The 25,123-nt window shown below is 57.3% G+C and carries 21 protein-coding genes and 2 tRNA genes; 20 read left to right on the top strand and 3 right to left on the bottom strand.

The window, feature by feature from the left end; translation table 11 throughout:
- Positions 1-34: 34 nt before the first annotated feature.
- A complete protein-coding gene (locus IQK56_RS04545; RefSeq protein ID WP_017528805.1) occupies positions 35-562 on the bottom strand; it encodes an outer membrane protein assembly factor BamE in 528 nt (175 codons plus the stop codon).
- Between the two features lie 98 nt (positions 563-660).
- On the opposite strand from IQK56_RS04545, the gene fur reads away from it, so the two are divergent.
- A complete protein-coding gene (fur, locus tag IQK56_RS04550; protein ID WP_003194220.1) occupies positions 661-1,065 on the top strand; it encodes a ferric iron uptake transcriptional regulator in 405 nt (134 codons plus the stop codon).
- Between the two features lie 83 nt (positions 1,066-1,148).
- Here fur and recN read toward each other — a convergent pair whose 3' ends face one another.
- On the bottom strand, positions 1,149-2,822 hold the full coding sequence (gene recN / locus IQK56_RS04555) for a DNA repair protein RecN (RefSeq protein WP_150762179.1): 1,674 nt from the start codon (positions 2,820-2,822) through the stop codon (positions 1,149-1,151).
- 254 nt (positions 2,823-3,076) lie between these two features.
- On the opposite strand from recN, the gene grpE reads away from it, so the two are divergent.
- From grpE to IQK56_RS04595, 8 genes are all read left to right on the top strand, one after another.
- Positions 3,077-3,637 carry a nucleotide exchange factor GrpE gene (gene grpE / locus IQK56_RS04560; protein WP_094951702.1) on the top strand — a complete coding sequence of 187 codons (561 nt, stop codon included), beginning with the start codon at positions 3,077-3,079 and terminating at the stop codon, positions 3,635-3,637.
- A 102-nt stretch (positions 3,638-3,739) separates the two neighbouring features.
- Positions 3,740-5,656, top strand: a complete 1,917-nt coding sequence (gene dnaK, locus IQK56_RS04565; RefSeq protein ID WP_099584783.1) for a molecular chaperone DnaK — start codon at positions 3,740-3,742, stop codon at positions 5,654-5,656.
- Between the two features lie 318 nt (positions 5,657-5,974).
- Complete coding sequence (gene dnaJ / locus IQK56_RS04570; RefSeq protein ID WP_015885930.1) at positions 5,975-7,099, top strand: molecular chaperone DnaJ; 1,125 nt, start codon at positions 5,975-5,977, stop codon at positions 7,097-7,099.
- 10 nt (positions 7,100-7,109) lie between these two features.
- Positions 7,110-7,916 carry a 4-hydroxy-tetrahydrodipicolinate reductase gene (dapB, locus tag IQK56_RS04575; protein ID WP_122307122.1) on the top strand — a complete coding sequence of 269 codons (807 nt, stop codon included), beginning with the start codon at positions 7,110-7,112 and terminating at the stop codon, positions 7,914-7,916.
- Positions 7,917-8,175: 259 nt separating this feature from the next.
- Positions 8,176-9,312: a glutamine-hydrolyzing carbamoyl-phosphate synthase small subunit gene (carA, locus tag IQK56_RS04580; RefSeq protein ID WP_122307123.1), complete on the top strand. Its 1,137-nt coding sequence runs from the start codon at positions 8,176-8,178 to the stop codon at positions 9,310-9,312.
- 105 nt (positions 9,313-9,417) lie between these two features.
- Complete coding sequence (carB, locus tag IQK56_RS04585) at positions 9,418-12,639, top strand: carbamoyl-phosphate synthase large subunit (RefSeq protein WP_099584786.1); 3,222 nt, start codon at positions 9,418-9,420, stop codon at positions 12,637-12,639.
- A complete protein-coding gene (gene greA / locus IQK56_RS04590; RefSeq protein ID WP_122307124.1) occupies positions 12,636-13,112 on the top strand; it encodes a transcription elongation factor GreA in 477 nt (158 codons plus the stop codon). Before carB ends, greA begins: the two co-directional genes overlap by 4 nt.
- Positions 13,113-13,140: 28 nt before the next feature.
- Complete coding sequence (locus tag IQK56_RS04595; protein ID WP_122307125.1) at positions 13,141-13,545, top strand: MFS transporter; 405 nt, start codon at positions 13,141-13,143, stop codon at positions 13,543-13,545.
- 8 nt (positions 13,546-13,553) lie between these two features.
- On the opposite strand, the gene IQK56_RS04600 is transcribed toward IQK56_RS04595, so the two are convergent.
- Positions 13,554-13,862, bottom strand: a complete 309-nt coding sequence (locus tag IQK56_RS04600; protein ID WP_017139256.1) for a YhbY family RNA-binding protein — start codon at positions 13,860-13,862, stop codon at positions 13,554-13,556.
- 105 nt (positions 13,863-13,967) lie between these two features.
- On the opposite strand from IQK56_RS04600, the gene rlmE reads away from it, so the two are divergent.
- The 11 genes from rlmE (at position 13,968) to infB (ending at position 25,115) form a co-directional block, all read left to right on the top strand.
- Positions 13,968-14,618, top strand: a complete 651-nt coding sequence (gene rlmE / locus IQK56_RS04605) for a 23S rRNA (uridine(2552)-2'-O)-methyltransferase RlmE (RefSeq protein ID WP_003235041.1) — start codon at positions 13,968-13,970, stop codon at positions 14,616-14,618.
- Between the two features lie 200 nt (positions 14,619-14,818).
- Positions 14,819-16,729 carry an ATP-dependent zinc metalloprotease FtsH gene (gene ftsH, locus IQK56_RS04610; RefSeq protein ID WP_099584789.1) on the top strand — a complete coding sequence of 637 codons (1,911 nt, stop codon included), beginning with the start codon at positions 14,819-14,821 and terminating at the stop codon, positions 16,727-16,729.
- Positions 16,730-16,737: 8 nt separating this feature from the next.
- Complete coding sequence (gene folP / locus IQK56_RS04615) at positions 16,738-17,589, top strand: dihydropteroate synthase (protein ID WP_122307126.1); 852 nt, start codon at positions 16,738-16,740, stop codon at positions 17,587-17,589.
- A gap of 16 nt (positions 17,590-17,605) precedes the next feature.
- Positions 17,606-18,943: a phosphoglucosamine mutase gene (gene glmM / locus IQK56_RS04620; protein ID WP_122307127.1), complete on the top strand. Its 1,338-nt coding sequence runs from the start codon at positions 17,606-17,608 to the stop codon at positions 18,941-18,943.
- A 66-nt stretch (positions 18,944-19,009) separates the two neighbouring features.
- Positions 19,010-19,765, top strand: a complete 756-nt coding sequence (gene tpiA / locus IQK56_RS04625) for a triose-phosphate isomerase (protein WP_150675887.1) — start codon at positions 19,010-19,012, stop codon at positions 19,763-19,765.
- 4 nt (positions 19,766-19,769) lie between these two features.
- On the top strand, positions 19,770-20,153 hold the full coding sequence (secG, locus tag IQK56_RS04630) for a preprotein translocase subunit SecG (RefSeq protein ID WP_010206600.1): 384 nt from the start codon (positions 19,770-19,772) through the stop codon (positions 20,151-20,153).
- A gap of 22 nt (positions 20,154-20,175) precedes the next feature.
- Positions 20,176-20,261 (top strand) — tRNA-Leu (locus IQK56_RS04635).
- Positions 20,262-20,357: 96 nt separating this feature from the next.
- Positions 20,358-20,434 (top strand) — tRNA-Met (locus IQK56_RS04640).
- Between the two features lie 140 nt (positions 20,435-20,574).
- The gene (rimP, locus tag IQK56_RS04645; protein ID WP_038843818.1) at positions 20,575-21,033 is read left to right on the top strand and encodes a ribosome maturation factor RimP; all 459 of its coding nucleotides are present in this window, start codon (positions 20,575-20,577) and stop codon (positions 21,031-21,033) included.
- 47 nt (positions 21,034-21,080) lie between these two features.
- Positions 21,081-22,562: a transcription termination factor NusA gene (gene nusA, locus IQK56_RS04650; RefSeq protein WP_003212187.1), complete on the top strand. Its 1,482-nt coding sequence runs from the start codon at positions 21,081-21,083 to the stop codon at positions 22,560-22,562.
- 27 nt (positions 22,563-22,589) lie between these two features.
- A complete protein-coding gene (gene infB / locus IQK56_RS04655) occupies positions 22,590-25,115 on the top strand; it encodes a translation initiation factor IF-2 (protein WP_150675886.1) in 2,526 nt (841 codons plus the stop codon).
- Positions 25,116-25,123: the final 8 nt, after the last annotated feature.

Consider the following 25,123-nt stretch of genomic DNA (forward strand, 5'->3'; position numbering starts at 1 on the left):
CGGCATGCCGGGCTTTTTTGCAGGCGCCGCACTGTTACTGCGGGCTGGTGTCCAGCGGCTGAGGCGTCGGGACCGGAACGGTTTCCACGCCGTCGACGTCTTTCTGGATCTTGTCGAGCAGCGAGCCTGGCTTGGCCGGTACTTCGGACTTCGGCTTCTCGCTCTCCTGCGCAGGCGCAGTCACGTTGGTGCCGTTGTCTTTGCCGAGCAGTGCTTCATCGCGGCTCACGCCGGGCATGAAGTCACCGGACAGGCTGACAAGCTGGTCATTGCCATTAAAAATGACACTGACGCGTTCCTGTTGGCGTTCACCGCCACCAGGCTGCAGGCTGTAGAGATAATCCCAGCGATCGGCGTGGAAAGTGTCAGTCAGCAGGGGGTTGCCCATAATAAACCGTACTTGCCGTCGGGTCATTCCCGGGCGTAACTGGTCTATCATGTCCTGCGTGACGACATTGCCCTGCTGGATGTCGATTTTGTAAACCCCGGGGAATGAACAACCGGCGAGTGCGAGCAGTCCCACAAAGGTGAAACTGGTTAGCAAGAGCTTGGTGTTTTGCATCGGTGGGCGACTTCCACTATCTTGGCTGGGACAACGTAAACGCCGATCATACCCGTATTAAGAGAAGCTGCGAAGCAGCATCCGCGAGAAAGCTAACCATGGTTGAAAATAGCGAACTACGCAAAGCCGGTCTTAAAGTGACTCTGCCACGAGTCAAGATTCTACAAATGCTCGATTCTGCTGAGCAGCGTCACATGAGTGCCGAGGATGTTTACAAGGCGCTGATGGAGTCTAACGAGGACGTCGGCCTGGCCACGGTTTACCGTGTACTGACCCAGTTTGAAGCCGCAGGGCTGGTGGTTCGTCATAATTTCGACGGCGGTCATGCAGTGTTCGAATTGGCTGACGGTGGTCATCACGATCACATGGTCGACCTGGATACCAATGAGGTTATCGAGTTCACCAGCCCGGAAATTGAAGCGCTTCAGCATAAGATTGCTGAGGAGCATGGCTTCGATTTGGTCGACCATAACCTTGTGTTGTACATCCGCAAGAAAAAGTAAAAACGACGCAGAATGGCTCTGCGAAACGATCGAAGGCGACCCTAGGGTCGCCTTCGTGCTTTCTATATCAAGAAAAGTTCGGCTCAAGCCTTGGTGGCGACAACCATTTTTTTCGCGTGCGCCAAAGACTCCTTGGTCAGATCGATCCCGCCGAGCATTCGGGCCACTTCTTCCACGCGTTCCGACTTGTTCAGCTTGGATACCGCGGTGTGTGTTGCATCATTGCCTCGCACCTTGTGCACAAATAGGTGTTGATGCCCTTGTGCTGCCACTTGTGGCAAGTGAGTGACCGTCAGCACCTGGCCTCGATCTCCCAGGCGACGCAACAACTGGCCAACAATTTCCGCAGTCGGGCCTCCAATGCCTACGTCTACCTCATCGAACACCAGCGTAGGCACCCGTGACGTCTGCGCAGTAATCACTTGGATCGCCAGGCTGATGCGCGAAAGCTCACCACCGGATGCGACTTTTGCCAGTGCCTTGAGCGGTTGCCCAGGGTTGGCGCTGACCAGTAGTTCAACCTGCTCCAGGCCGTGAGGTTGCAATTCATTATTGGAGTTGGCGCGCAGCTCGATGGTGAAACGTCCTCCCGGCATGCCCAGGCGCTGAATTTCCTGTTCAACGGCGTGGGCCAGGCTGCTGGCGGCCTGCTGGCGTAGATCGCTCAGTTCGCGGGCCTTCTCCTGATAATGGCGGGCAAAAGAGCCGAGTTCTTCGCCTAGTCGCTCAATGGATTCGTCATTCGCGTTCAGGGTTTCGATTTCATCCAGCAGCTTTTGCTGCATGGTTGCCACTTCGGTGGGCTGGATTCGATGTTTGCGCGCCAGGGTATAGATGGTATCGAGGCGTTCTTCTATTTCCTGGAGGCGCGCCGGGTCGGCATCAAAGTGATCCAGGAAGCGGTTGAGTTCACCGACGGCTTCTTCGACCTGGATTTGTGCACTGGTCAATAGGGTGGTGGCCTCGCTCAGCGAGCCTGAAGCATTGTTAACGCTGGACAGTCGGTTGAGACTGGCCGTGAGCGCGTTGAGCACGTTTCCGGAATCGCTCTCGCTGCATTGCTCTACCACTTGACGGCAGATACCCAGCAGCGTTTCGGCGTTGGTGAGGTTCTTGTGCTCCTGCTCCAGGTGTTCCAGCTCGGTCTCGCCAAGGCCCAGGCTTTCGAGCTCTTCAAGCTGATAGCTGAGCAGTTGGTGGCGAGCACGTTGCTCGTCGCCGGAGTTGGACAGTCGCTCCAGCTCCTGGCGGGTTTGGCGCCAGCGCTGGGCAGCCAGTTGCACCTGCCGGGCAAGGTCTGTGGCGCCGGCGTATTCGTCGAGCAGGCGGCGGTGGGTGTCGGGTTTCAGCAGGGACTGGTGTTCATGCTGGCTATGGATATCGATCAGCAATTCACCGAGGGCTTTCAGGTCGCCAAGGGGGCACGGTGTTCCGTTGATGTAGCCGCGTGAGCGGCCCTCGGCGGTGATGACGCGGCGCAGAATGCATGGGCCGTCATTGTTGAGGTCGCGCTCGGCCAGCCAGGCTTCGGCTTCTGGGATGTCCGCCAGGTCGAATGTGGCCAGGATGTCGGCCTTGTCGGCGCCGGGACGCACCACGCCGCTGTCGGCGCGGTCGCCCAGGGTCAGGCCCAGCGCGTCGAGCATGATCGACTTGCCGGCGCCGGTTTCGCCTGTGATTACGCTCATCCCGCGATCCAGTTCGAGATCCAGATGTTCAACGATGGCGTAGTTATGTACGGACAGGTGCACGAGCATGACGGCCGCTCCCAGGCTTTAGGTCTGGTTATTTATACAGTGTTTTGTTTGGGGCTGACAATCCTGATGCTTAGCTCGATTTGCTCGGTCGAACGGATTTTTTAGTGCAAAGAAGAATGGTGATGCGGGAATTGATCTGCAGCAGGCGAAAGACTTTTGGTAACGCTTGCGCCCTTGAAGCTGGAAATTGTGGCCCCATATACCGGAACAGAAGCGCGAGTTGAGTTCGCGCATGATTTTGAAAGGAGAAATCTATGGCTGACGAACAGACGCAGGATACGCAAACTCCAGACGCCAATTCGGCTGTCGGTGATGAACTGGCGACCCGTGTGCAAGTGCTCGAAGAGCAATTGGCCGCTGCGCAGGATCAGTCTTTGCGTGTTGCCGCCGATCTGCAGAACGTCCGCCGCCGTGCCGAGCAGGATGTAGAGAAAGCTCACAAATTCGCGCTGGAAAAATTCGCCAATGACTTGCTGCCGATCATCGACAGCCTGGAGCGTGGCCTTGAATTGTCCAACCCGGATGACGAAAACATCCGCCCGATGCGCGAAGGGATCGAGCTAACCCTGAAAATGTTCCAGGACACCCTGAAGCGTTATCAGCTCGAAGCCATTGATCCGCAAGGCGGTGAACCGTTCAACGCTGAGCACCACCAGGCAATGGCCATGCAGGAAAGCCATGATCTGGAACCCAACAGTGTGTTGAAGGTGTTCCAGAAGGGTTACCAGCTCAACGGCCGCCTGCTGCGTCCGGCAATGGTAGTGGTGAGCAAGGCTCCTGCACCTGTTGCACCTTCTATTGATGAGCAGGCTTGAAATTTGCCGCAAGGCCCCCATTTATAAGTCAAGCGTTTAAGTGCTACCGCAGTTAGCCACCACTGCTGCGGCAACCAAATTCAAGTTTCGGGAGAGTAAATCATGGGCAAAATTATCGGTATTGACCTGGGGACCACCAACTCCTGCGTCTCCGTGCTGGAAAACGGCGTTGCAAAAGTAATCGAGAACGCCGAAGGCGCGCGTACCACGCCGTCGATCATTGCTTACGCCAACGACGGTGAAATCCTCGTTGGTCAGTCGGCCAAGCGTCAGGCTGTCACCAACCCGCACAACACGTTGTACGCGGTAAAGCGCCTGATCGGTCGTAAGTTCGACGAAGAAGTCGTACAGAAAGACATCAAGATGGTTCCATACAAAATCGCCAAGGCTGACAACGGTGACGCCTGGGTTGAAGTGAACGGCCAGAAAATGTCGCCGCCACAAATTTCGGCTGAAATCTTGAAAAAGATGAAGAAAACCGCCGAAGACTACCTGGGCGAAGCAGTGACTGAAGCGGTAATCACCGTTCCAGCCTACTTCAACGACAGCCAGCGCCAGGCGACCAAAGACGCCGGCCGCATCGCCGGCCTGGACGTAAAACGTATCATCAACGAACCAACTGCAGCTGCTCTGGCTTACGGTATGGACAAGGCCAAAGGCGACCACACTGTGATCGTTTATGACCTGGGTGGCGGTACCTTTGACGTTTCCGTGATCGAAATTGCTGAAGTTGACGGCGAGCACCAGTTCGAAGTGTTGGCTACTAACGGCGACACTTTCCTGGGCGGTGAAGACTTTGATATTCGTCTGATCGACTATCTCGTTGACGAATTCAAGAAAGAAAGCGGCATGAACCTCAAGGGTGACCCGCTGGCAATGCAGCGCCTGAAAGAAGCTGCTGAAAAAGCCAAGATCGAGCTGTCTTCCGCTCAGTCGACCGACGTCAACCTGCCTTACATCACTGCAGACGCTACCGGTCCTAAGCACTTGAACGTGAAGATTTCTCGCGCCAAGTTGGAAGCGCTGGTCGAAGACCTGGTTCAACGCACGATCGAGCCTTGCCGCATTGCGCTGAAAGACTCCGGTATCGACGTTGGTGCGATCAACGACGTGATCCTGGTAGGCGGTCAGACCCGTATGCCGCTGGTTCAGAAGCTGGTTACCGAGTTCTTCGGCAAAGAAGCACGTAAAGACGTGAACCCGGACGAAGCAGTTGCCATGGGCGCTGCCATCCAGGGCGCAGTATTGGCTGGTGACGTGAAAGACGTGTTGCTGCTGGACGTAAGTCCGCTGACCCTGGGTATCGAAACCATGGGTGGCGTGATGACTGCGCTGATCGAGAAAAACACCACGATTCCTACCAAGAAATCCCAGGTGTTCTCGACTGCCGATGACAATCAAGGCGCTGTGACCATTCACGTGCTGCAAGGTGAGCGTAAGCAAGCTGCCCAGAACAAGTCCCTGGGCAAGTTCGACCTGGCCGAGATTCCACCAGCACCGCGTGGCGTGCCGCAAATTGAAGTGACTTTCGACATCGACGCCAACGGCATCCTGCACGTCGGCGCGAAAGACAAGGCTACCGGCAAAGAGCAGAAGATCACCATCAAGGCCAACTCCGGTCTGTCTGATGAAGAAATTCAACAGATGATCCGTGATGCTGAAGCCAACGCTGATGCAGATGCCAAGTTCGCAGAACTGGCCGGCGCCCGTAACCAGGGTGATGCACTGGTGCACTCGACGCGTAAAATGATCGCCGATGCTGGCGAGAAAGTGACCGCTGAAGAGAAGACTGCAATCGAAGCCGCCGTGGTTGCCCTGGAAGCCGCTGTTAAAGGCGACGACAAGGCTGCTATCGACGCCAAGATTGAGGAGCTGTCCAAAGTCTCCGCACCGGTTGCCCAGAAGATGTATGCCGAGCAAGGCCAGCCGGCTGAAGGTGCTGCGCAACAGGCAGAGCCTGAAGCCAAGCACGACGATGCTGTCGATGCCGAGTTCGAAGAAGTCAAAGAGACCAAGTAAGTTGGTCGCCCGGTTGACCGCTATCAAGCGGTGACTGGTAGGATGTCGCCGCGCGGGAGCTTGCTCCCGCGTTGGCGTGTCTGGGGTATGTGAATTTTTACAGCATGCGACAACGCTCGGATGCTGGCGGTGTGATCGGGGATGCTCCTGCTTTCCGAGCATTAAATACCGCGTTTTTGGCCGGGTCCCTGGCTAAAAAGTAGTAATGACCAGGATCGTTGAATTGACGTGAGTTGGGTCCGGGCCTGTATTGGGGCTCAACGAGTTTAGTCAGGCTCAGGAGGGTCTGGCTGAACGTCCTTAAGAGTGCAAAGACTTATGGCAAAGCGTGACTATTACGAAGTGTTGGGTGTGGAGCGCGGCTCCAGCGAGGCGGACCTGAAAAAGGCGTACCGTCGCCTGGCGATGAAACACCACCCGGACCGTAATCCGGATAGCAAAGAATCCGAAGAAATGTTCAAAGAGGCCAACGAGGCCTACGAATGTCTGTCTGATCCCAACAAGCGTGCGGCCTACGACCAGTATGGCCATGCTGGTGTCGACCCAAGCATGGGCGGCGGCGGTGCCGGTTTTGGCGGTCAGAACTTCTCCGATATTTTCGGTGACGTATTCAGTGACTTCTTTGGCGGTGGTCGGGGTGGTCAGCGCGGTGGTGCCCAGCGCGGCAGCGACTTGCGCTACACGCTGGAGCTGAACCTGGAAGAAGCCGTGCGCGGCACCAGCGTCAATATTCGCGTGCCGACGCTGGTCAACTGCAAGCCGTGCGATGGTTCGGGTGCCAAGAAAGGCTCCTCGCCGATTACTTGCCCAACGTGCGGCGGTATCGGCCAGGTTCGTATGCAGCAGGGCTTTTTCTCGGTGCAGCAGACCTGCCCGCGTTGCCATGGCCAGGGCAAGATCATTTCCGATCCGTGCGACTCCTGCCACGGCGAAGGCCGTGTCGAAGAGTACAAGACCCTTTCGGTGAAAGTGCCGGCGGGTGTGGATACCGGTGATCGCATTCGCCTGTCTGGCGAAGGCGAGGCGGGTACTCAGGGCGGTCCAACGGGTGACCTGTACGTGGTGATCAATGTGCGCGAGCACTCGATCTTCCAGCGCGACGGCAAGCACCTGTTCTGCGAAGTGCCGATCAGTTTTGTCGATGCGGCCTTGGGCGGTGAGTTGGAGATTCCGACCCTTGATGGCCGAGTCAAGCTGAAGATCCCTGAGGGGACGCAGACCGGTAAACAGTTCCGCATTCGTGGCAAGGGCGTAGCGCCGGTGCGCGGTGGCGGTGCTGGCGACCTGATGTGCCGTGTGGCGGTGGAAACTCCGGTCAACCTGGGTCGCCGTCAGCGTGAACTGCTTGAAGAATTCCGCAGTTCGTTGGAGGGTGATGACTCTCACTCGCCGAAAACCACGGGCTTTTTTGATGGTGTGAAGCGCTTCTTCGGCGATCTGTAAGGAAGTGAATATGCGACGTATAGCCGTAATGGGCGCTGCCGGGCGCATGGGCAAGACGCTGGTCGAAGCGGTGCAGCAGCGTTCTCCAGCCTCCGGCCTGACTGCTGCGATTGTTCGTCCTGGCAGCACATTGATTGGTGCGGATGCGGGTGAGTTGGCCTCGCTGGGTCGTATCGGTGTGTCGTTGTCCGGCAACCTGGAGCAGGTGGCGGATGAATTCGACGTGCTTATCGACTTCACTTTGCCGGAAGTGATGCTGAAAAATCTCGCTTTCTGCCGAAAGGCGGGCAAGGCGATGGTAATCGGTACTACGGGTTTGACTGCCGAGCAGAAGCAGTTGCTGGTGGAGGCGGGCAAGGATATCCCTGTCGTCTTCGCTGCCAACTTCAGTGTCGGCGTGAACCTGTCGCTCAAGTTGCTGGATCTGGCCGCGCGCGTGTTGGGTGATGAAGCGGATATCGAGATTATCGAAACGCATCACCGGCACAAGATCGATGCGCCTTCGGGTACTGCGCTGCGCATGGGCGAGGCAATTGCTGATGCGTTGGGGCGTGACCTGTCCAAGGTGGCTGTCTACGGGCGTGAAGGTCATACCGGTGCGCGTGCCCGTGACACCATTGGTTTTGCGACCGTTCGTGGTGGTGATGTCGTAGGTGATCACACCGTGCTGTTCGCCACTGAAGGCGAGCGCCTGGAAATCACGCACAAGGCCTCCAGCCGCATGACATTCGCCAAGGGTGCGGTGCGTGCTGCGCTCTGGTTGGAAGGTCGTGATGCGGGTCTGTACGACATGCGCGATGTGCTGGATCTGCACTAATCAGTAGCTAAAACGGGGCCTCGGGATTATCCTAAGGCCCCGTTTTTACCCGCTAAGCGACGTCCTGTCGCATTCTCCTGCCTTTAAGGCTCATTAGCGGTGGACCAAAAAAGCCTTTTTCTGTAAGCTACAGCTTTAGTGTGTCCACTAAAAGCGCGCAGAATAATTCAGTGAAGAAGCGGGGTGACGTGTCCATACGTCACTCCGCTTTTTTACAACCTGCGATCGCCCTTTCAGGCTTTATTTACGGGAGGTCTTCTTGACTAAGCCAGCCATACTCGCCCTTGCTGATGGCAGCATTTTTCGCGGCGAAGCCATTGGAGCCGACGGTCAAACCGTTGGAGAGGTAGTGTTTAACACTGCCATGACCGGCTATCAGGAAATCCTTACCGATCCTTCCTACGCCCAACAGATCGTTACCCTGACCTATCCACACATCGGCAACACCGGTACTACACCGGAAGATGTCGAGTCTGATCGTGTCTGGTCGGCCGGCCTGGTGATTCGTGACCTGCCACTGGTTGCGAGCAACTGGCGTAACACGATGTCGCTGTCCGATTACCTGAAAGCCAACAATGTTGTGGCGATCGCCGGTATCGATACGCGCCGCCTCACGCGCATCCTGCGTGAAAAAGGCTCGCAGAACGGCTGCATCATGGTCGGTGACAATATTTCCGAAGACGCGGCGATTGCCGCAGCGCAAGGCTTCCCTGGCTTGAAGGGCATGGACCTGGCGAAGGTCGTCAGCGTCAAAGAGAAGTACGAATGGCGCTCCACTGTCTGGGACTTGAAGACCGACAGCCACGCGACCATCGAAGCCAGCGAGTTGCCTTACCACGTGGTCGCGTACGACTACGGTGTGAAGTACAACATCCTGCGCATGCTGGTTGAGCGCGGTTGCCGCGTGACTGTGGTGCCTGCGCAAACCCCAGCCAGCGATGTGCTGGCCTTGCAGCCGGATGGTGTGTTCCTGTCCAACGGTCCGGGTGATCCGGAGCCTTGCGACTACGCCATCCAGGCCATCAAGGAAGTGCTGGAAACCGAGATTCCGGTATTCGGTATCTGCCTGGGCCACCAGCTATTGGCACTGGCTTCCGGCGCCAAGACCCTGAAAATGGGTCACGGCCATCACGGTGCCAACCACCCTGTGCAAGACCTGGACACTGGCGTTGTGATGATCACCAGCCAGAACCACGGTTTTGCGGTGGATGAAGCGACCTTGCCGGGCAACGTTCGCGCAATTCACAAGTCGCTGTTCGACGGCTCCCTGCAAGGCATCGAGCGCACCGATAAGAGCGCGTTCAGCTTCCAGGGCCACCCTGAAGCAAGCCCGGGCCCGAACGACGTAGCGCCGCTGTTCGACCGTTTCATCAATGAGATGGCCAAGCGACGCTGACTGAGCGGCCTGCGGGCGGCCCCGAATCCCGGTGGCCCCTGCAGGCTCTTCAAAGATTGTTCAAGACGGCTTGCCGACTGACCTGCGGATTTGAGTGACAAACCCATGCCAAAACGTACAGACATAAAAAGCATCCTGATTCTCGGCGCTGGCCCGATCGTGATCGGCCAGGCCTGCGAATTCGACTACTCCGGCGCCCAGGCCTGTAAAGCCCTGCGCGAAGAGGGCTACCGCGTCATCCTGGTGAACTCCAACCCGGCCACCATCATGACCGACCCGGACATGGCCGACGCCACCTACATCGAGCCGATCAAGTGGCAGACCGTTGCCAAGATCATCGAGAAAGAGCGTCCGGACGCCCTGTTGCCAACCATGGGCGGCCAGACTGCACTGAACTGCGCGCTGGACCTGGAGCGCGAAGGCGTCCTGGAAAAATTCGGCGTAGAGATGATCGGCGCCAACGCTGACACCATCGACAAGGCTGAAGACCGTTCGCGTTTCGACAAGGCCATGAAGTCCATCGGCCTTGACTGCCCGCGCTCGGGTATCGCCCACAGCATGGAAGAGGCCAACGCGGTTCTCGAAAAGCTGGGCTTCCCGTGCATTATCCGTCCGTCCTTCACCATGGGGGGCACGGGTGGCGGCATTGCTTACAACCGTGAAGAGTTCGAAGAGATTTGCGCGCGTGGTCTGGACCTGTCGCCGACCAAAGAGCTGCTGATCGACGAATCCCTGATCGGCTGGAAAGAGTACGAGATGGAAGTTGTCCGCGACAAAAAGGACAACTGCATCATCGTCTGCTCCATCGAAAACTTCGACCCGATGGGCGTGCACACGGGTGACTCGATCACCGTTGCACCGGCACAGACCCTGACGGACAAGGAATACCAGATCATGCGTAACGCCTCGTTGGCGGTACTGCGTGAGATCGGCGTTGAAACCGGCGGTTCCAACGTTCAGTTCGGTATCTGCCCGGACACCGGCCGTATGGTCGTTATCGAGATGAATCCGCGTGTATCGCGTTCTTCGGCGCTGGCATCGAAAGCTACCGGCTTCCCGATTGCGCGCATCGCTGCCAAGCTGGCGATCGGTTACACCCTGGACGAGCTGCAAAACGAAATCACTGGCGGCGCCACGCCGGCGTCCTTCGAGCCGTCGATCGACTACGTCGTCACCAAACTGCCACGCTTTGCTTTCGAGAAATTCCCGAAAGCCGATGCCCGCCTGACCACTCAGATGAAGTCGGTTGGTGAAGTCATGGCCATCGGCCGGACCTTCCAGGAGTCCCTGCAGAAAGCCCTGCGTGGCCTGGAAGTGGGCGTCTGCGGTCTGGATGAGAAGCTCGACCTGAGCAACCCCGAAAGCATGAGCGTGCTCAAGCGCGAGCTGACCGTGCCGGGCGCCGAGCGTATCTGGTACGTGGCTGATGCTTTCCGCGCGGGCATGACCGTCGAAGACATCTTCGGCATGAACATGATTGATCCGTGGTTCCTGGTGCAGATTGAAGATCTGATCAAGGAAGAAGAGAAGGTCAAGACCCTGGGTCTTTCCTCTATCGATCGCGACCTGATGTTCCGCCTCAAGCGCAAAGGCTTCTCCGACCAGCGTCTGGCCAAGCTGTTGGGCGTGACCGAGAAGAACCTGCGCACGCATCGCCACAAGCTGGATATCTTCCCGGTCTACAAGCGCGTTGACACGTGCGCAGCAGAGTTCGCCACCGACACCGCGTACCTGTACTCCACCTACGAGGAGGAGTGCGAGGCCGCACCGTCGGGCCGTGACAAGATCATCATCCTGGGTGGCGGTCCAAACCGTATCGGCCAGGGCATCGAGTTCGACTACTGCTGCGTACACGCCGCTCTCGCCCTGCGCGAAGACGGGTACGAGACCATCATGGTCAACTGCAACCCAGAAACTGTTTCCACTGACTACGACACTTCCGACCGCTTGTACTTCGAGCCGGTTACGCTGGAAGACGTGCTGGAAATCTGTCGCGTCGAGAAGCCAAAAGGCGTGATCGTGCAGTACGGCGGCCAAACTCCGCTGAAATTGGCGCGCGCCCTGGAAGCTGCCGGTGTGCCAATCATCGGCACCAGCCCGGACGCTATCGACCGTGCTGAAGACCGTGAGCGTTTCCAGCAAATGGTTGAGCGCCTGAACCTGCGTCAGCCGCCAAACGCTACCGTGCGCAGCGAAGACGAAGCTATCCGCGCAGCCAGCAAGATCGGCTACCCGCTGGTGGTGCGTCCGTCCTACGTGCTGGGCGGCCGGGCGATGGAAATCGTCTACGAAGAAGAAGAACTCAAGCGTTACCTGCGTGATGCGGTGAAAGTGTCCAATGACAGCCCTGTGCTGCTGGATCACTTCCTCAACTGCGCCATTGAAATGGACGTGGATGCGGTTTGCGACGGCACTGATGTAGTGATCGGCGCGATCATGCAGCACATCGAACAGGCGGGCGTTCACTCCGGTGACTCCGCGTGCTCGCTGCCACCGTACTCGTTGCCGCTGCACATCCAGGACGAGATGCGCGAGCAGGTCAAGAAAATGGCCCTGGAACTGGGCGTGGTCGGCTTGATGAACGTTCAGTTGGCGCTGCAAGGCGAAGACATCTACGTCATTGAAGTCAACCCACGTGCTTCGCGTACCGTACCGTTCGTTTCCAAGTGCATCGGTGTGTCCCTGGCCATGATCGCTGCCCGGGTAATGGCCGGTAAGACCCTGAAGGAAATCGGCTTCACCAAGGAAATCATTCCGAACTTCTACAGCGTGAAAGAGGCGGTGTTCCCATTCGCCAAATTCCCTGGTGTGGACCCGATCCTGGGCCCAGAGATGAAGTCCACCGGTGAAGTGATGGGCGTGGGCGATACCTTCGGTGAAGCGTTCGCCAAGGCTCAGATGGGTGCCAGCGAAGTGCTGCCGACCGGCGGTACTGCGTTTATCAGTGTGCGTGATGACGACAAGCCACTGGTTGCAGGTGTTGCCCGTGATCTGATCAACTTGGGCTTTGAAGTCGTGGCCACTGCCGGTACTGCCAAGCTGATCGAAGCGGCAGGCCTGAAAGTACGTCGCGTAAACAAGGTGACGGAAGGCCGTCCGCACGTGGTCGACATGATCAAGAATGACGAAGTCACCCTGATCATCAATACCACCGAAGGTCGTCAGTCGATCGCGGACTCCTACTCCATTCGTCGTAATGCCTTGCAGCACAAGATCTACTGCACCACCACCATTGCTGCTGGCGAAGCTATCTGTGAAGCGCTCAAGTTCGGTCCAGAAAAAACCGTGCGCCGCTTGCAGGATCTACACGCAGGATTGAAGGCATGATCAAATACCCAATGACCGTCCAGGGCGCAAAGGCCCTGGAAGAGGAGCACGCTCATCTGACCAAGGTCGTACGTCCGAAGCTGAGCCAGGACATCGGTACGGCCCGCGAGCTGGGTGACTTGAAGGAAAATGCTGAATACCACGCTGCTCGCGAGCAGCAGGGTATGGTTGAGGCGCGGATTCGTGACATTGAAGGCCGGATCCAGAATCAGGTCGTCATTGACGTTACGAGCATTCCTCACACTGGCAAAGTGATCTTCGGTACCACCGTCGAGATCGCCAATGTGGAGACTGATGAGCGCGTGACTTACCATATCGTCGGCGAAGACGAAGCTGACTTTAAGCTCGGAAAAATCTCCGTCGGTTCGCCGCTGGCCCGCGCCTTGATTGCCAAGGAAGAGGGTGATGTGGTGGCTGTAAAAACACCCGGTGGCGTGATCGAGTACGAGATTGTTGAAGTTCGTCACGTCTGAGAGGCGGCGCCCGCTTCGTGCGGGCGCCATGCTTTGGCAGCTTGCCCAGATGCTTTGGGTGGGTGGCCTGTGGTTGCTGCACATTGGTGTGCTGCCGGCGCTGGGCCTTATTGGTCTGGCTCCGTTGCTGATCGATGAGATCGATGGATTACTGAGTGCGTTGCTGGTGGGTTTTGCAGCGGCGTGCGTGACCCTTCAAGCATTGGTGCTGGTCAAGGCTGAGGGCTTGGGGAGTTTGTGGCGGGATATTCGCGGCCAACTGCTGTTGATGGCGCTGTATGCGTGTGCAATGTTTTGCATCGTGCATGTGTGGCTGCCGGAAGCGTTGCGCTGGCAGCTATTCAGCTATCTTGTATTAGGGTTCTCCGGCCTGGTTTTGGTTGTACAGCCCGCGCCAGGATGGAGTGGCGGGGCGCGCAAAGCGCGCCCGTGACCCTTGTGTCATTTGAAGCGATGCACGTTCGACAGTTGCTTGTTGACGCTGAAGTTCTTGCGATACAGCAGCGCCATCTTGCCGATGACCTGAACCAGGTCCGCTTTGCCAACCTTGCACAGTTCTGCAATGGCGGCCAGGCGCGCTTCACGGTCAAGGATGTTGACCTTGATCTTGATCAGTTCGTGATCGCCCAATGCGCGTTCAAGTTCGGCTAACACACCTTCAGTCAAACCGTTGTCTGCCACAATCAGAACTGGTTTCAGATGGTGGCCAATGGATTTGTACTGTTTCTTCTGCTCTTGAGTGAGCGGCATAATCTGACCCCTGCGTCTGATCTTGTAAAAAGCGGCGGCCAGTTTACCCGAGCGAGTCCGGGACCGCCCAGTTAATCACGACCCGTTTTATTTTCGAGGTGGCCCGTGGCCCGTTCCAAAACTAGCCTTAAGTGGCTGCAAGAGCATTTCAACGATCCTTACGTCAAAAAGGCGCAGAAGGACGGGTACCGTTCGCGGGCCAGCTACAAGCTCCTGGAGATCCAGGACAAGGACAAATTGATTCGTCCAGGCATGAGTGTTATCGACCTGGGTGCCGCTCCAGGTGGTTGGTCCCAGGTGACCAGTCGTCTGATTGGCGGACAAGGCCGGTTGATCGCCTCCGACATCCTTGAGATGGACAGCATCCCGGATGTGACCTTCGTACACGGCGACTTCACCCAGGACTCGGTGTTGGCCGAGATCTTGGAGGCTGTGGGAAATTCGCAGGTAGACCTTGTGATTTCCGACATGGCCCCCAATATGAGTGGATTACCGGCCGTCGATATGCCGCGAGCCATGTTCCTCTGCGAACTGGCACTGGATTTGGCGGGTCGGGTGTTGCGTCCCGGTGGAGATTTCCTTGTGAAAGTCTTCCAGGGCGAAGGTTTTGACGAGTATCACAAGAACATTCGCAAGCTGTTCGACAAGGTGCAAACTCGCAAGCCAGACTCGTCCCGAGACCGTTCTCGTGAGCAATACCTGCTGTGCCGTGGGTTCCGCGGGGTTGAAGGTGCGGCGAGCGAAGAGCGTTTTTGATTTATTCGAGGAGGGTGATAGGTTTTTTTATATCGCTTTCGTCGCGAAGCTTTACGAATATTGTGTAGTCAAAGTTTCACAAAGGGTTACAGACGGCGCCTGCCAGAGTTGTAGGTAATGTAGTAAGTTAGGCCGGTGAATATCATGCGAAGCGCGCGCCAGTAGCGGAGCTTGCTTCAGAGGGTAGTTAATTGAACGATATGGCAAAGAATCTGATCCTGTGGTTGATCATCGCGGCTGTCCTGGTGACGGTGATGAACAACTTCTCCAGCCCTAACGAGCCGCAGACCCTCAACTACTCCGACTTCATCCAGCAAGTTAAGGATGGCAAGGTCGAGCGCGTAGCGGTTGATGGCTACGTGATCACCGGCAAACGCAACGATGGCGACAGCTTCAAGACCATTCGTCCGGCAATCCAGGACAACGGTCTGATCGGCGACCTGGTGGACAACCACGTGGTGGTCGAAGGCAAGCAGCCTGAGCAGCAGAGCATCTGGACTCAGCTCCTGGTGGCAAGCTTCCCGATCCTTGTGATCATTGCCGTATTCATGTTCTTCATGCGCCAGATGCAAGGCGGCGGCGGAGGCAAGGGCGGGCCGATGAGCTTCGGCAAGAGCAAGGCGCGCCTGCTCTCCGAAGATCAGGTGAAAACCACCCTGGCTGACGTTGCTGGCTGCGATGAGGCCAAGGAAGAAGTCGGCGAACTGGTCGAGTTCTTGCGCGACCCAGGCAAGTTCCAGCGCCTCGGTGGTCGTATTCCTCGCGGCGTGCTGATGGTAGGTCCTCCGGGTACCGGTAAGACCTTGCTGGCGAAGGCGATTGCAGGCGAAGCCAAGGTGCCGTTTTTCACCATTTCCGGTTCTGACTTCGTTGAGATGTTTGTCGGCGTGGGTGCCAGTCGTGTCCGCGATATGTTCGAGCAGGCCAAGAAACACGCGCCGTGCATCATCTTCATCGATGAAATCGACGCTGTTGGTCGCCATCGCGGTGCTGGCATGGGTGGTGGTCACGACGAGCGTGAGCAGACTCTCAACCAGTTGCTGGTCGAGATGGATGGTTTCGAGATGAATGACGGCATCATCGTCATCGCCGCAACCAACCGTCCAGACGTGCTTGACCCTGCGCTGCTGCGTCCGGGTCGTTTCGACCGTCAGGTTGTGGTCGGTTTACCGGACATCCGTGGTCGTGAACAGATTCTGAAAGTGCATATGCGCAAGGTGCCAATGGGGGATGACGTGGCTCCGGCCGTGATTGCCCGTGGTACTCCAGGCTTCTCCGGTGCCGACCTGGCCAACTTGGTGAACGAAGCTTCGTTGTTTGCGGCTCGTACCGGCAAGCGCATCGTTGAAATGAAAGAGTTCGAGCTGGCGAAAGACAAGATCATGATGGGCGCCGAGCGCAAGTCCATGGTCATGTCCGAGAAAGAGAAGCAGAACACTGCTTATCATGAAGCCGGTCACGCGATTGTGGGGCGTGTTGTGCCTGAGCACGACCCGGTCTACAAGGTGTCGATCATTCCTCGTGGTCGTGCGCTGGGTGTCACCATGTTCCTGCCGGAAGAGGATCGTTACAGCCTCTCCAAGCGTGCGCTGATCAGCCAGATCTGCTCGCTTTACGGCGGCCGGATTGCAGAAGAGATGACGCTGGGCTTCGACGGCGTAACCACTGGCGCTTCCAACGACATCATGCGTGCAAGCCAGATTGCTCGGAACATGGTGACCAAGTGGGGATTGTCGGAAAAACTGGGCCCGTTGATGTATGCCGAGGAGGAGGGCGAAGTGTTCCTGGGGCGTGGTGGTGGCGGTCAAAGCGCCAGCTTCTCCGGTGAGACGGCCAAGCTGATCGACTCCGAAGTGCGCAGCATCATTGATCAGTGCTACGGCACAGCCAAGCAGATTCTGACCGACAATCGCGACAAGCTGGATGCAATGGCTGACGCGCTGATGAAGTACGAGACCATTGATGCGGACCAGATCGACGACATCATGGCTGGTCGGGCGCCTCGTGAACCTCGCGATTGGGAAGGGGGTTCGGGTACTTCGGGCACGCCGCCCGTCGTTCAAAACGAGCGTCCTGAAACCCCGATCGGCGGTCCGGCAGCGGATCACTAAGGTTTGAAATGACTTTTGGTACGTCCTCCACCCGGTTGCCTTGCGGCAACCGGGTTCTTGATTTAGCCCGTGCGCATGTCATGGGTATTCTTAATGTAACCCCCGATTCCTTTTCCGATGGTGGCCGCTTCAGCCAGGTTGATGCAGCCTTGCGTCATGCCGAGTCAATGGTGGCTGCCGGCGCGACGCTGATTGATGTCGGTGGCGAGTCGACCCGGCCGGGTGCCCGTGTTGTTTCTCCGCTGGAGGAGCTGGAACGTGTGGCGCCGATTGTCGAGCGCATTGCCCGTGAGCTGGATGTAATTATTTCGGTCGACACGTCAACGCCGGCCGTGATGCGCGAGACAGCTCGGCTGGGGGCCGGATTGATCAATGATGTGCGGTCTTTGCGGCGCGACGGCGCTCTGGATGCGGCCGCGGCTACCGGTCTGCCCGTGTGCCTGATGCATATGTTGGGTGAGCCCGGCAATATGCAGGACAGCCCGCACTACGATGATCTGGTCGGCGAGGTAAGTGGTTTTCTCTCCGAGCGTGTTGCCCAGTGCGCCGCGGTAGGCATTGCGCCGGAAAAGATAATTCTTGATCCTGGTTTTGGTTTTGCCAAGACCCTGCAACACAATTTAAGTCTGTTCAAGCACATGGAGTCCCTGCATGCCCTTGGTCGCCCCTTACTGGTAGGCGTTTCACGCAAGAGCATGATCGGGCTGGCGTTGAATCGGCCTGTGGGTGAACGATTATACGGTGGCCTTGCGCTGGCGGCGCTGGCCGTGACCAAGGGTGCGCGCATCTTGCGTGTGCATGACGTCGCAGAAACCGTTGATGTGGTGCGCATGATTGCCGCTGTAGAATCAGCCGAATAAGAATGATGGAGCACTTATGACTAAAAAATACTTTGGCACCGACGGTATCCGTGGTCGGGTCGGCGAATTTCCTATTACTCCTGATTTTATGCTCAAGCTGGGTTGGGCGGCGGGTATGGCCTTCCGCAGCATGGGCGCTTGCCGGATCCTGGTGGGCAAGGACACACGAATCTCGGGGTACATGTTCGAGTCTGCGCTTGAGGCAGGTTTGTCCGCCGCGGGGGCTGACGTGATGTTGCTAGGCCCTATGCCGACCCCTGCGATTGCATACCTGACGCGTACCTTCCACGCTGAAGCCGGTATTGTGATCAGCGCCTCGCACAACCCTCATGATGACAACGGCATCAAGTTTTTCTCGGGGCAGGGCACCAAGTTGCCGGACGAGATTGAGCTGATGATTGAAGAACTGTTGGACGCGCCGATGACGGTGGTCGAATCCAGTAAGTTGGGCAAGGTTTCGCGGATCAACGACGCGTCGGGCCGTTATATAGAGTTCTGCAAGAGCAGCGTGCCAACCAGCACCAACTTTGCAGGCCTGAAGATTGTGGTCGATTGCGCCCATGGTGCGACCTACAAAGTCGCCCCAAGCGTGTTCAAGGAATTGGGCGCAGATGTCACAGTCCTCTCGGCCCAGCCCAATGGATTGAACATCAACGAAAACTGCGGCTCCACCCATATGGAGCAGTTGCAGGCCGCTGTCCTGGCTGAGCATGCCGACCTCGGGATTGCCTTTGACGGCGATGGCGACCGCGTGCTGATGGTTGATCACACCGGGGCCGTGGTGGATGGCGATGACCTGTTGTTCATCATTGCCCGTGACCTGCATGAGCGTAACAAGCTGCAAGGTGGTGTCGTCGGTACGTTGATGAGCAACCTGGGGCTTGAGCTCGCATTGGCGGACTTGGGTATTCCTTTTGTTCGTGCCAACGTGGGTGACCGTTATGTGATCGCCGAGCTGCTGGAGCGCAATTGGCAGGTAGGCGGTGAAAACTCTGGGCACGTCGTATGCTTCCAGCACACCACCACGGGCGATGCGATTATCGCTGCTTTGCAGGTGTTGCTGGCTTTGCGTCGTCGTGAAGAGAGCTTGGCGCAGGCGCGTCAGGCTTTACGCAAATGCCCGCAAGTATTGCTTAACGTGCGTTTCTCGGGCGGCGAAAACCCGATCGAGCACCCTGCTGTCAAAGAGGCTTGCGAGCGCGTGACGCTGGCAATGGCTGGGCGTGGGCGGGTACTGCTGCGCAAGTCCGGCACAGAGCCTTTGGTGCGCGTTATGGTCGAAGGTGACGACGAAATACAGGTTCGCGGCCACGCCGAAGACCTGGCAAAACTGGTAACTGAAGTTTGCGCCTGAATTCGGCTTGCCAGTAATGATGTGGTTGGGTAACATCTGCGCCCACTTTGACCGACGAGGTACAGCATGCGTCGCACTATGGTAGCTGGTAACTGGAAGATGCACGGTACCCGCGCCAGTGTCGCTGAGCTGATCAACGGCCTTCGTCACTTGGCCTTGCCTAGCGGTGTTGATGTCGCGGTCTTCCCACCTTGCTTGCATATCACCCAAGTGGTTGATGGCTTGAAAGGTAAGTCGATTCAGGTCGGCGCGCAGAATTCTGCGGTGGAGGCCATGCAAGGTGCGTTGACCGGTGAGATTGCACCGAGTCAGCTGGTCGATGCGGGTTGTTCCTATGTGCTTGTTGGGCACTCCGAGCGCCGTCAGATGATGGGCGAGCGTGATGGGACACTCAATCGCAAGTTCGCAGCGGCACAGGCTTGTGGCTTGATTCCAGTGTTGTGCATAGGGGAAACCCTTGAGCAGCGCGAATCAGGCAAGACTCTTGAAGTTGTCTCGCGTCAGCTGGGCAGCATCATCGAGGAGCTGGGTGTTGGTGCGTTTGCAAAGGCGGTAATTGCTTACGAGCCGGTCTGGGCCATTGGTACCGGGCTGACTGCTACACCGCAACAGGCGCAGGATGTGCACGCAGCCATCCGCGCGCAGTTGGCGGCAGAGAATTCTGAAATCGCACAAGGTGTGCGGCTTCTATACGGCGGCAGCGTGAAGGCGGCCAATGCGGTCGAACTGTTCGGCATGCCGGATATCGATGGGGGGCTCATTGGTGGAGCCTCCCTGAATGCAGATGAGTTCGGTGCGATTTGTCGCGCCGCGGGAAACTGAAAAAATGCTGGAAACAGTCGTAGTCGTTTTTCATCTGTTGGCTGCCCTGGGCGTAGTTGCCCTGGTTTTGTTGCAACAGGGTAAAGGTGCGGATGCTGGTGCGTCTTTCGGTGCAGGTGCTTCAAATACTGTGTTCGGAAGCCAAGGTTCCTCTACCTTTCTTAGTAAGTTTACTGCTATACTTGCCGCCGGTTTCTTCATAACCAGCTTAGGGTTAGGTTACTTTGCTAAAGAGAAAGCTCATGTGCTGACTCAAGTAGGTTTGCCAAACCCAGCGGTGTTGGAAGTTCCAAAAGCAAAACCGGCTTCTGATGATGTCCCGGTGCTTCAAGAGCAAAAGTCGGCTACTCCAGCGACTGACGTACCTCCAGCTCAAGAGCAGAAGTAAGAAGGGTTGTAAACGCTGTATTGCCGAGGTGGTGGAATTGGTAGACACGCAACCTTGAGGTGGTTGTGCCCATAGGGTGTAGGGGTTCGAGTCCCCTTCTCGGTACCAATTATCAGGAGAGCCCGCTGTTGCGGGCTTTCTTGTAGGTGGAAGGTTACATTGACCCTGTAAGGGATCGGTCGTATACTTCCGCCCCAGCTTTGTCGCGGGGTGGAGCAGTCTGGTAGCTCGTCGGGCTCATAACCCGAAGGTCGTCGGTTCAAATCCGGCCCCCGCAACCAGTTTTAGCGGAGCCCCTTTTAAGGGGCTTTTTGTTAGCTGGACACTTTCAACGCCGCTATTCGACGGCGTTTCAAGGATGGGCGTTTCGCCCATTTTTTTATTTTGCACAGCATGCACATACATGCACGAGGGGGTTCAGGTGTCGAGCAAGCTAGAAGAGTTGCAGGCCTTGCTGGCCCCGGTGGTCGTGGCCCTAGGCTATGAATGCTGGGGTATTGAGTTTTCGGCTCAAGGTCGCCACTCAATGTTGCGCGTTTATATCGATAAAGAGGGCGGTGTGCTGGTGGACGATTGTGCCATTGTCAGCCGTCAGATCAGCGGTGTCCTGGATGTTGAAGATCCAATTTCCGTTGAATATACCCTCGAAGTTTCCTCGCCAGGCATGGAACGCCCACTGTTCACTATTGAGCAGTTTGCAAAATTTGCCGGTGAACAAGTGAAGATCAAGCTGCGATCTCCTTTTGAAGGGCGACGCAACTTTCAGGGCCTTCTGCGCGGTGTAGAAGAACAGGATGTCGTGGTGCAGGTAGAAGACCATGAGTTCCTGTTGCCGATCGATATGATCGACAAGGCCAACATTATTCCCAGTTTTGACTGAGACGCGGATCCCGCGGATCCAATGGCTTGCGAAAGGCGAGGCGTACGATGAGCAAAGAAGTACTGCTGGTTGTTGAGTCGGTATCCAATGAAAAGGGCGTACCGGCAAACGTGATTTTTGAAGCGCTGGAGCTGGCCCTGGCCACTGCTACCAAGAAGCGTTTTGAAGACGAAGTTGATCTGCGTGTGGAAATCAATCGCCACACCGGTGCCTATGAGACTTTCCGTCGCTGGACGGTCGTCGAAGAAGCCGATCTTGATGATCCGGCCATCGAAACCTGGCCAAGCAAGGTTGCCGAAACGCACCCGGGCGCCCAGGTCGGTGATGTCGTCGAAGAAAAGATCGAATCCATCGAGTTCGGCCGTATTGCTGCACAGACCGCCAAACAGGTGATCGTGCAGAAGGTTCGCGAAGCCGAGCGCGCTCAAGTTGTCGACGCTTATCGCGAGCGCCTGGGTGAAATCATCTCCGGCACCGTGAAAAAAGTTACCCGCGACAATGTGATTGTCGACTTGGGCAACAACGCTGAAGCGTTGCTGGCCCGCGAAGACATCATCTCTCGCGAAACTTTCCGTGTTGGTGTGCGCCTGCGTGCACTGCTCAAGGAAATCCGCACCGAGAACCGCGGCCCTCAGTTGATCCTGTCGCGTACCGCGCCGGAAATGCTGATCGAGCTGTTCCGTATCGAAGTGCCGGAAATCGCCGAAGGCCTGATCGAAGTCATGGCTGCGTCCCGCGACCCGGGTTCGCGCGCCAAGATCGCGGTCCGTTCCAAGGACAAACGCATCGACCCGCAGGGCGCTTGCATTGGTATGCGCGGTTCGCGCGTCCAGGCAGTGTCGGGCGAATTGGGCGGTGAGCGTGTGGATATCGTCCTGTGGGACGATAACCCGGCGCAGTTCGTGATCAACGCCATGTCGCCGGCTGAAGTGGCGGCAATTATCGTTGACGAAGATGCCCATGCAATGGACATCGCCGTTGGCGCAGACAATCTGGCTCAGGCCATTGGTCGTGGTGGTCAGAACGTGCGTCTGGCCAGCCAACTGACCGGTTGGACCCTGAACGTGATGACCGAATCGGACATCCAGGCTAAGCAGCAAGCTGAAACCGGTGACATCCTGCGCAACTTCATCGACGAGTTGGAAGTCGACGAAGACCTGGCACAGGTGCTGGTAGATGAAGGCTTCACCAGCCTGGAAGAGATTGCCTACGTACCGTTGGAAGAAATGCTCAACATCGACGGCTTTGACGAAGACACCGTCAACGAGCTTCGCGCTCGGGCCAAGGATCGTTTGTTGACTAAAGCCATCGCTACTGAGGAAAAGCTGGCAGACGCCCATCCGGCCGAAGACCTGCTCTCGCTTGAGGGTATGGACAAGGATTTGGCGATGGAACTGGCGGTGCGCGGCGTAATTACCCGCGAAGACCTGGCCGAGCAGTCTATTGACGACCTGCTCGACATCGACGGCATTGACGATGATCGTGCCGGCAAGTTGATCATGGCCGCCCGAGCCCATTGGTTCGAGTAATTAGGCGCGGCCTGAGGAGAGAAGTGCATGACGCAAGTCACGGTGAAACAACTGGCCGATGAGGTCAAAACACCGGTAGAGCGCCTGTTGCAGCAGATGCGTGAGGCAGGTCTGCCGCACACCGCCGCCGATGAAGGTGTGAGCGATAGTGAGAAGCAGTCTTTGCTGACTCACTTGAAGAGCAGCCACAAGGCGAAAGTGGAAGAACCGCGCAAGATTACATTGCAGCGCAAAACTACCAGCACCCTGCGTGTTGCTGGTAGCAAGAGCATCAGCGTTGAAGTACGCAAGAAAAAAGTCTTCGTACAGCGCAGCCCGGAAGAAATCGAAGCCGAGCGCAAACGCGAACTGGATGAACGTCGCGCAGTAGAAAATGCTGCTCGTCAGAAGGCTGAAGAAGAATCCAAGCGTCGCGCCGAAGAAGAAGCGCGCCGTCAGCCTGCTGCTGCGCAAACTGCTTCGACTGATGCGGTCGCCGCGCCTGGCGCTCCTGCAGAAGCTGTGCGTGAGGCCGCTCCGGTTGCCGCTGCACCAGCACCTGCTGCCGATGCCCGCAAGCGCGAGGAACCTCGTCGTCCGGACAAACCACGTGCCGACGATAACAATCGTCGCGGTGGTGGTGGTGATGGCGAGCGCAAAAACGCTCCGCATCGCGCTTCGGTCAAAGAGAAGGCGCCTGCGCCACGCGTTGCCCCACGTACTACCGACGAAGAAAGCGATGGCTTCCGTCGTGGTGGTCGCGGCAAGGCCAAGCTGAAGAAGCGCAACGCCCACGGTTTCCAGAGCCCAACCGGCCCTGTCGTGCGTGATGTGCAGATCGGCGAGACCATCACTGTTGGCGATCTCGCCAATCAGATGTCGGTCAAGGCTGCTGAAATCATCAAGTTCATGTTCAAACTGGGTACTCCAGCGACCATCAACCAGGTGCTTGATCAGGAAACTGCTCAGCTGGTAGCCGAAGAACTGGGCCACAAAGTGACCCTGGTCAGCGACACCGCCCTGGAAGATTCCCTGGCAGAGTCCCTGAAGTTTGAAGGTGAAACGTTCTCCCGTGCGCCAGTTGTGACCGTAATGGGCCACGTTGACCATGGTAAGACGTCGCTGCTCGACTATATCCGTCGTGCCAAGGTAGCTGCTGGCGAAGCCGGCGGTATCACCCAGCACATCGGTGCATACCACGTTGAAACCGAGCGCGGCATGGTCACCTTCCTCGACACCCCAGGTCACGCCGCGTTTACCGCAATGCGTGCCCGTGGTGCCAAGGCGACTGACATCGTGATCCTGGTAGTTGCAGCGGACGACGGCGTGATGCCGCAGACCATTGAAGCTGTCCAGCACGCCAAGGCCGCTGGTGTTCCACTGGTTGTTGCTGTGAACAAAATCGACAAGCCGGGCGCCGATCTTGATCGCATCCGTAGCGAACTGTCGGTTCACGGCGTGACGTCTGAAGAGTGGGGCGGTGATACGCCGTTCGTTTCGGTTTCGGCGAAAGTCGGTACTGGCGTGGACGAACTGCTCGAAGCGGTCCTGCTGCAAGCTGAAGTACTCGAACTGAAAGCTACCCCATCGGCCCCAGGTCGTGGCGTTGTGGTTGAATCGCGTCTCGACAAAGGTCGTGGCCCGGTTGCAACCGTTCTGGTTCAAGACGGTACCCTGCGCCAAGGCGACATGGTCCTGGTCGGTTCGAACTATGGCCGTGTACGTGCCATGCTCGACGAGAACGGCAAGCCAATCAAGGAAGCCGGTCCTTCCATCCCTGTCGAGATCCTCGGCCTGGACGGTACCCCGGACGCTGGCGACGAGATGAGCGTGCTGTCGGACGAGAAGAAAGCCCGCGAAGTGGCTCTGTTCCGTCAAGGCAAGTTCCGCGAAGTCAAACTGGCTCGCGCTCACGCCGGCAAGCTGGAAAACATCTTCGAGAACATGGGCCAGGCAGAGAAGAAGACGCTCAATATCGTCCTCAAATCTGACGTTCGTGGTTCCCTCGAAGCGTTGAACGGCGCCTTGAATGGCCTGGGTAACGACGAAGTGCAAGTGCGTGTTGTAGGTGGCGGTGTCGGTGGTATCACCGAATCCGACGCTAACTTGGCACTGGCTTCCAACGCTGTATTGTTCGGCTTCAACGTGCGTGCCGATGCTGGCGCACGGAAGATCGTCGAGCAGGAAGGCCTGGACATGCGTTACTACAACGTCATCTACGACATCATCGAAGACGTCAAGAAAGCCCTCACCGGCATGCTTGGCAGCGACGTTCGGGAAAATATCCTGGGTATCGCCGAGGTGCGTGATGTGTTCCGCTCGCCGAAATTCGGTGCGATCGCCGGTTGCATGGTTATCGAAGGTACTGTGTACCGTAACCGTCCGATCCGTGTATTGCGTGAAGACATCGTTATCTTCGAAGGCGAGCTGGAATCCCTGCGCCGCTTCAAGGATGACGCTTCCGAAGTACGTGCCGGCATGGAATGCGGTATCGGCGTCAAGAGCTACAACGACGTCAAGCCTGGCGACAAGATCGAAGTCTACGAGAAGGTTCAGGTTGCTCGCAGCCTCTAACTCGCGCA

The sequence above is a fragment of the Pseudomonas cyclaminis genome (genome assembly GCF_015163715.1).
GTDB classification, from domain to species: domain Bacteria; phylum Pseudomonadota; class Gammaproteobacteria; order Pseudomonadales; family Pseudomonadaceae; genus Aquipseudomonas; species Aquipseudomonas cyclaminis.

Bases quoted from the DNA above. Each gene is read 5' to 3' on its own strand.
- IQK56_RS04545 (WP_017528805.1), bottom strand. From the start codon at position 562: ATGCAAAACACCAAGCTCTTGCTAACCAGTTTCACCTTTGTGGGACTG.
- fur (WP_003194220.1), top strand. From the start codon at position 661: ATGGTTGAAAATAGCGAACTACGCAAAGCCGGTCTTAAAGTGACTCTG.
- recN (WP_150762179.1), bottom strand. From the start codon at position 2,822: ATGCTCGTGCACCTGTCCGTACATAACTACGCCATCGTTGAACATCTG.
- grpE (WP_094951702.1), top strand. From the start codon at position 3,077: ATGGCTGACGAACAGACGCAGGATACGCAAACTCCAGACGCCAATTCG.
- dnaK (WP_099584783.1), top strand. From the start codon at position 3,740: ATGGGCAAAATTATCGGTATTGACCTGGGGACCACCAACTCCTGCGTC.
- dnaJ (WP_015885930.1), top strand. From the start codon at position 5,975: ATGGCAAAGCGTGACTATTACGAAGTGTTGGGTGTGGAGCGCGGCTCC.
- dapB (WP_122307122.1), top strand. From the start codon at position 7,110: ATGCGACGTATAGCCGTAATGGGCGCTGCCGGGCGCATGGGCAAGACG.
- carB (WP_099584786.1), top strand. From the start codon at position 9,418: ATGCCAAAACGTACAGACATAAAAAGCATCCTGATTCTCGGCGCTGGC.
- greA (WP_122307124.1), top strand. From the start codon at position 12,636: ATGATCAAATACCCAATGACCGTCCAGGGCGCAAAGGCCCTGGAAGAG.
- IQK56_RS04595 (WP_122307125.1), top strand. From the start codon at position 13,141: ATGCTTTGGCAGCTTGCCCAGATGCTTTGGGTGGGTGGCCTGTGGTTG.
- IQK56_RS04600 (WP_017139256.1), bottom strand. From the start codon at position 13,862: ATGCCGCTCACTCAAGAGCAGAAGAAACAGTACAAATCCATTGGCCAC.
- ftsH (WP_099584789.1), top strand. From the start codon at position 14,819: ATGGCAAAGAATCTGATCCTGTGGTTGATCATCGCGGCTGTCCTGGTG.
- folP (WP_122307126.1), top strand. From the start codon at position 16,738: ATGACTTTTGGTACGTCCTCCACCCGGTTGCCTTGCGGCAACCGGGTT.
- glmM (WP_122307127.1), top strand. From the start codon at position 17,606: ATGACTAAAAAATACTTTGGCACCGACGGTATCCGTGGTCGGGTCGGC.
- tpiA (WP_150675887.1), top strand. From the start codon at position 19,010: ATGCGTCGCACTATGGTAGCTGGTAACTGGAAGATGCACGGTACCCGC.
- secG (WP_010206600.1), top strand. From the start codon at position 19,770: ATGCTGGAAACAGTCGTAGTCGTTTTTCATCTGTTGGCTGCCCTGGGC.
- nusA (WP_003212187.1), top strand. From the start codon at position 21,081: ATGAGCAAAGAAGTACTGCTGGTTGTTGAGTCGGTATCCAATGAAAAG.
- infB (WP_150675886.1), top strand. From the start codon at position 22,590: ATGACGCAAGTCACGGTGAAACAACTGGCCGATGAGGTCAAAACACCG.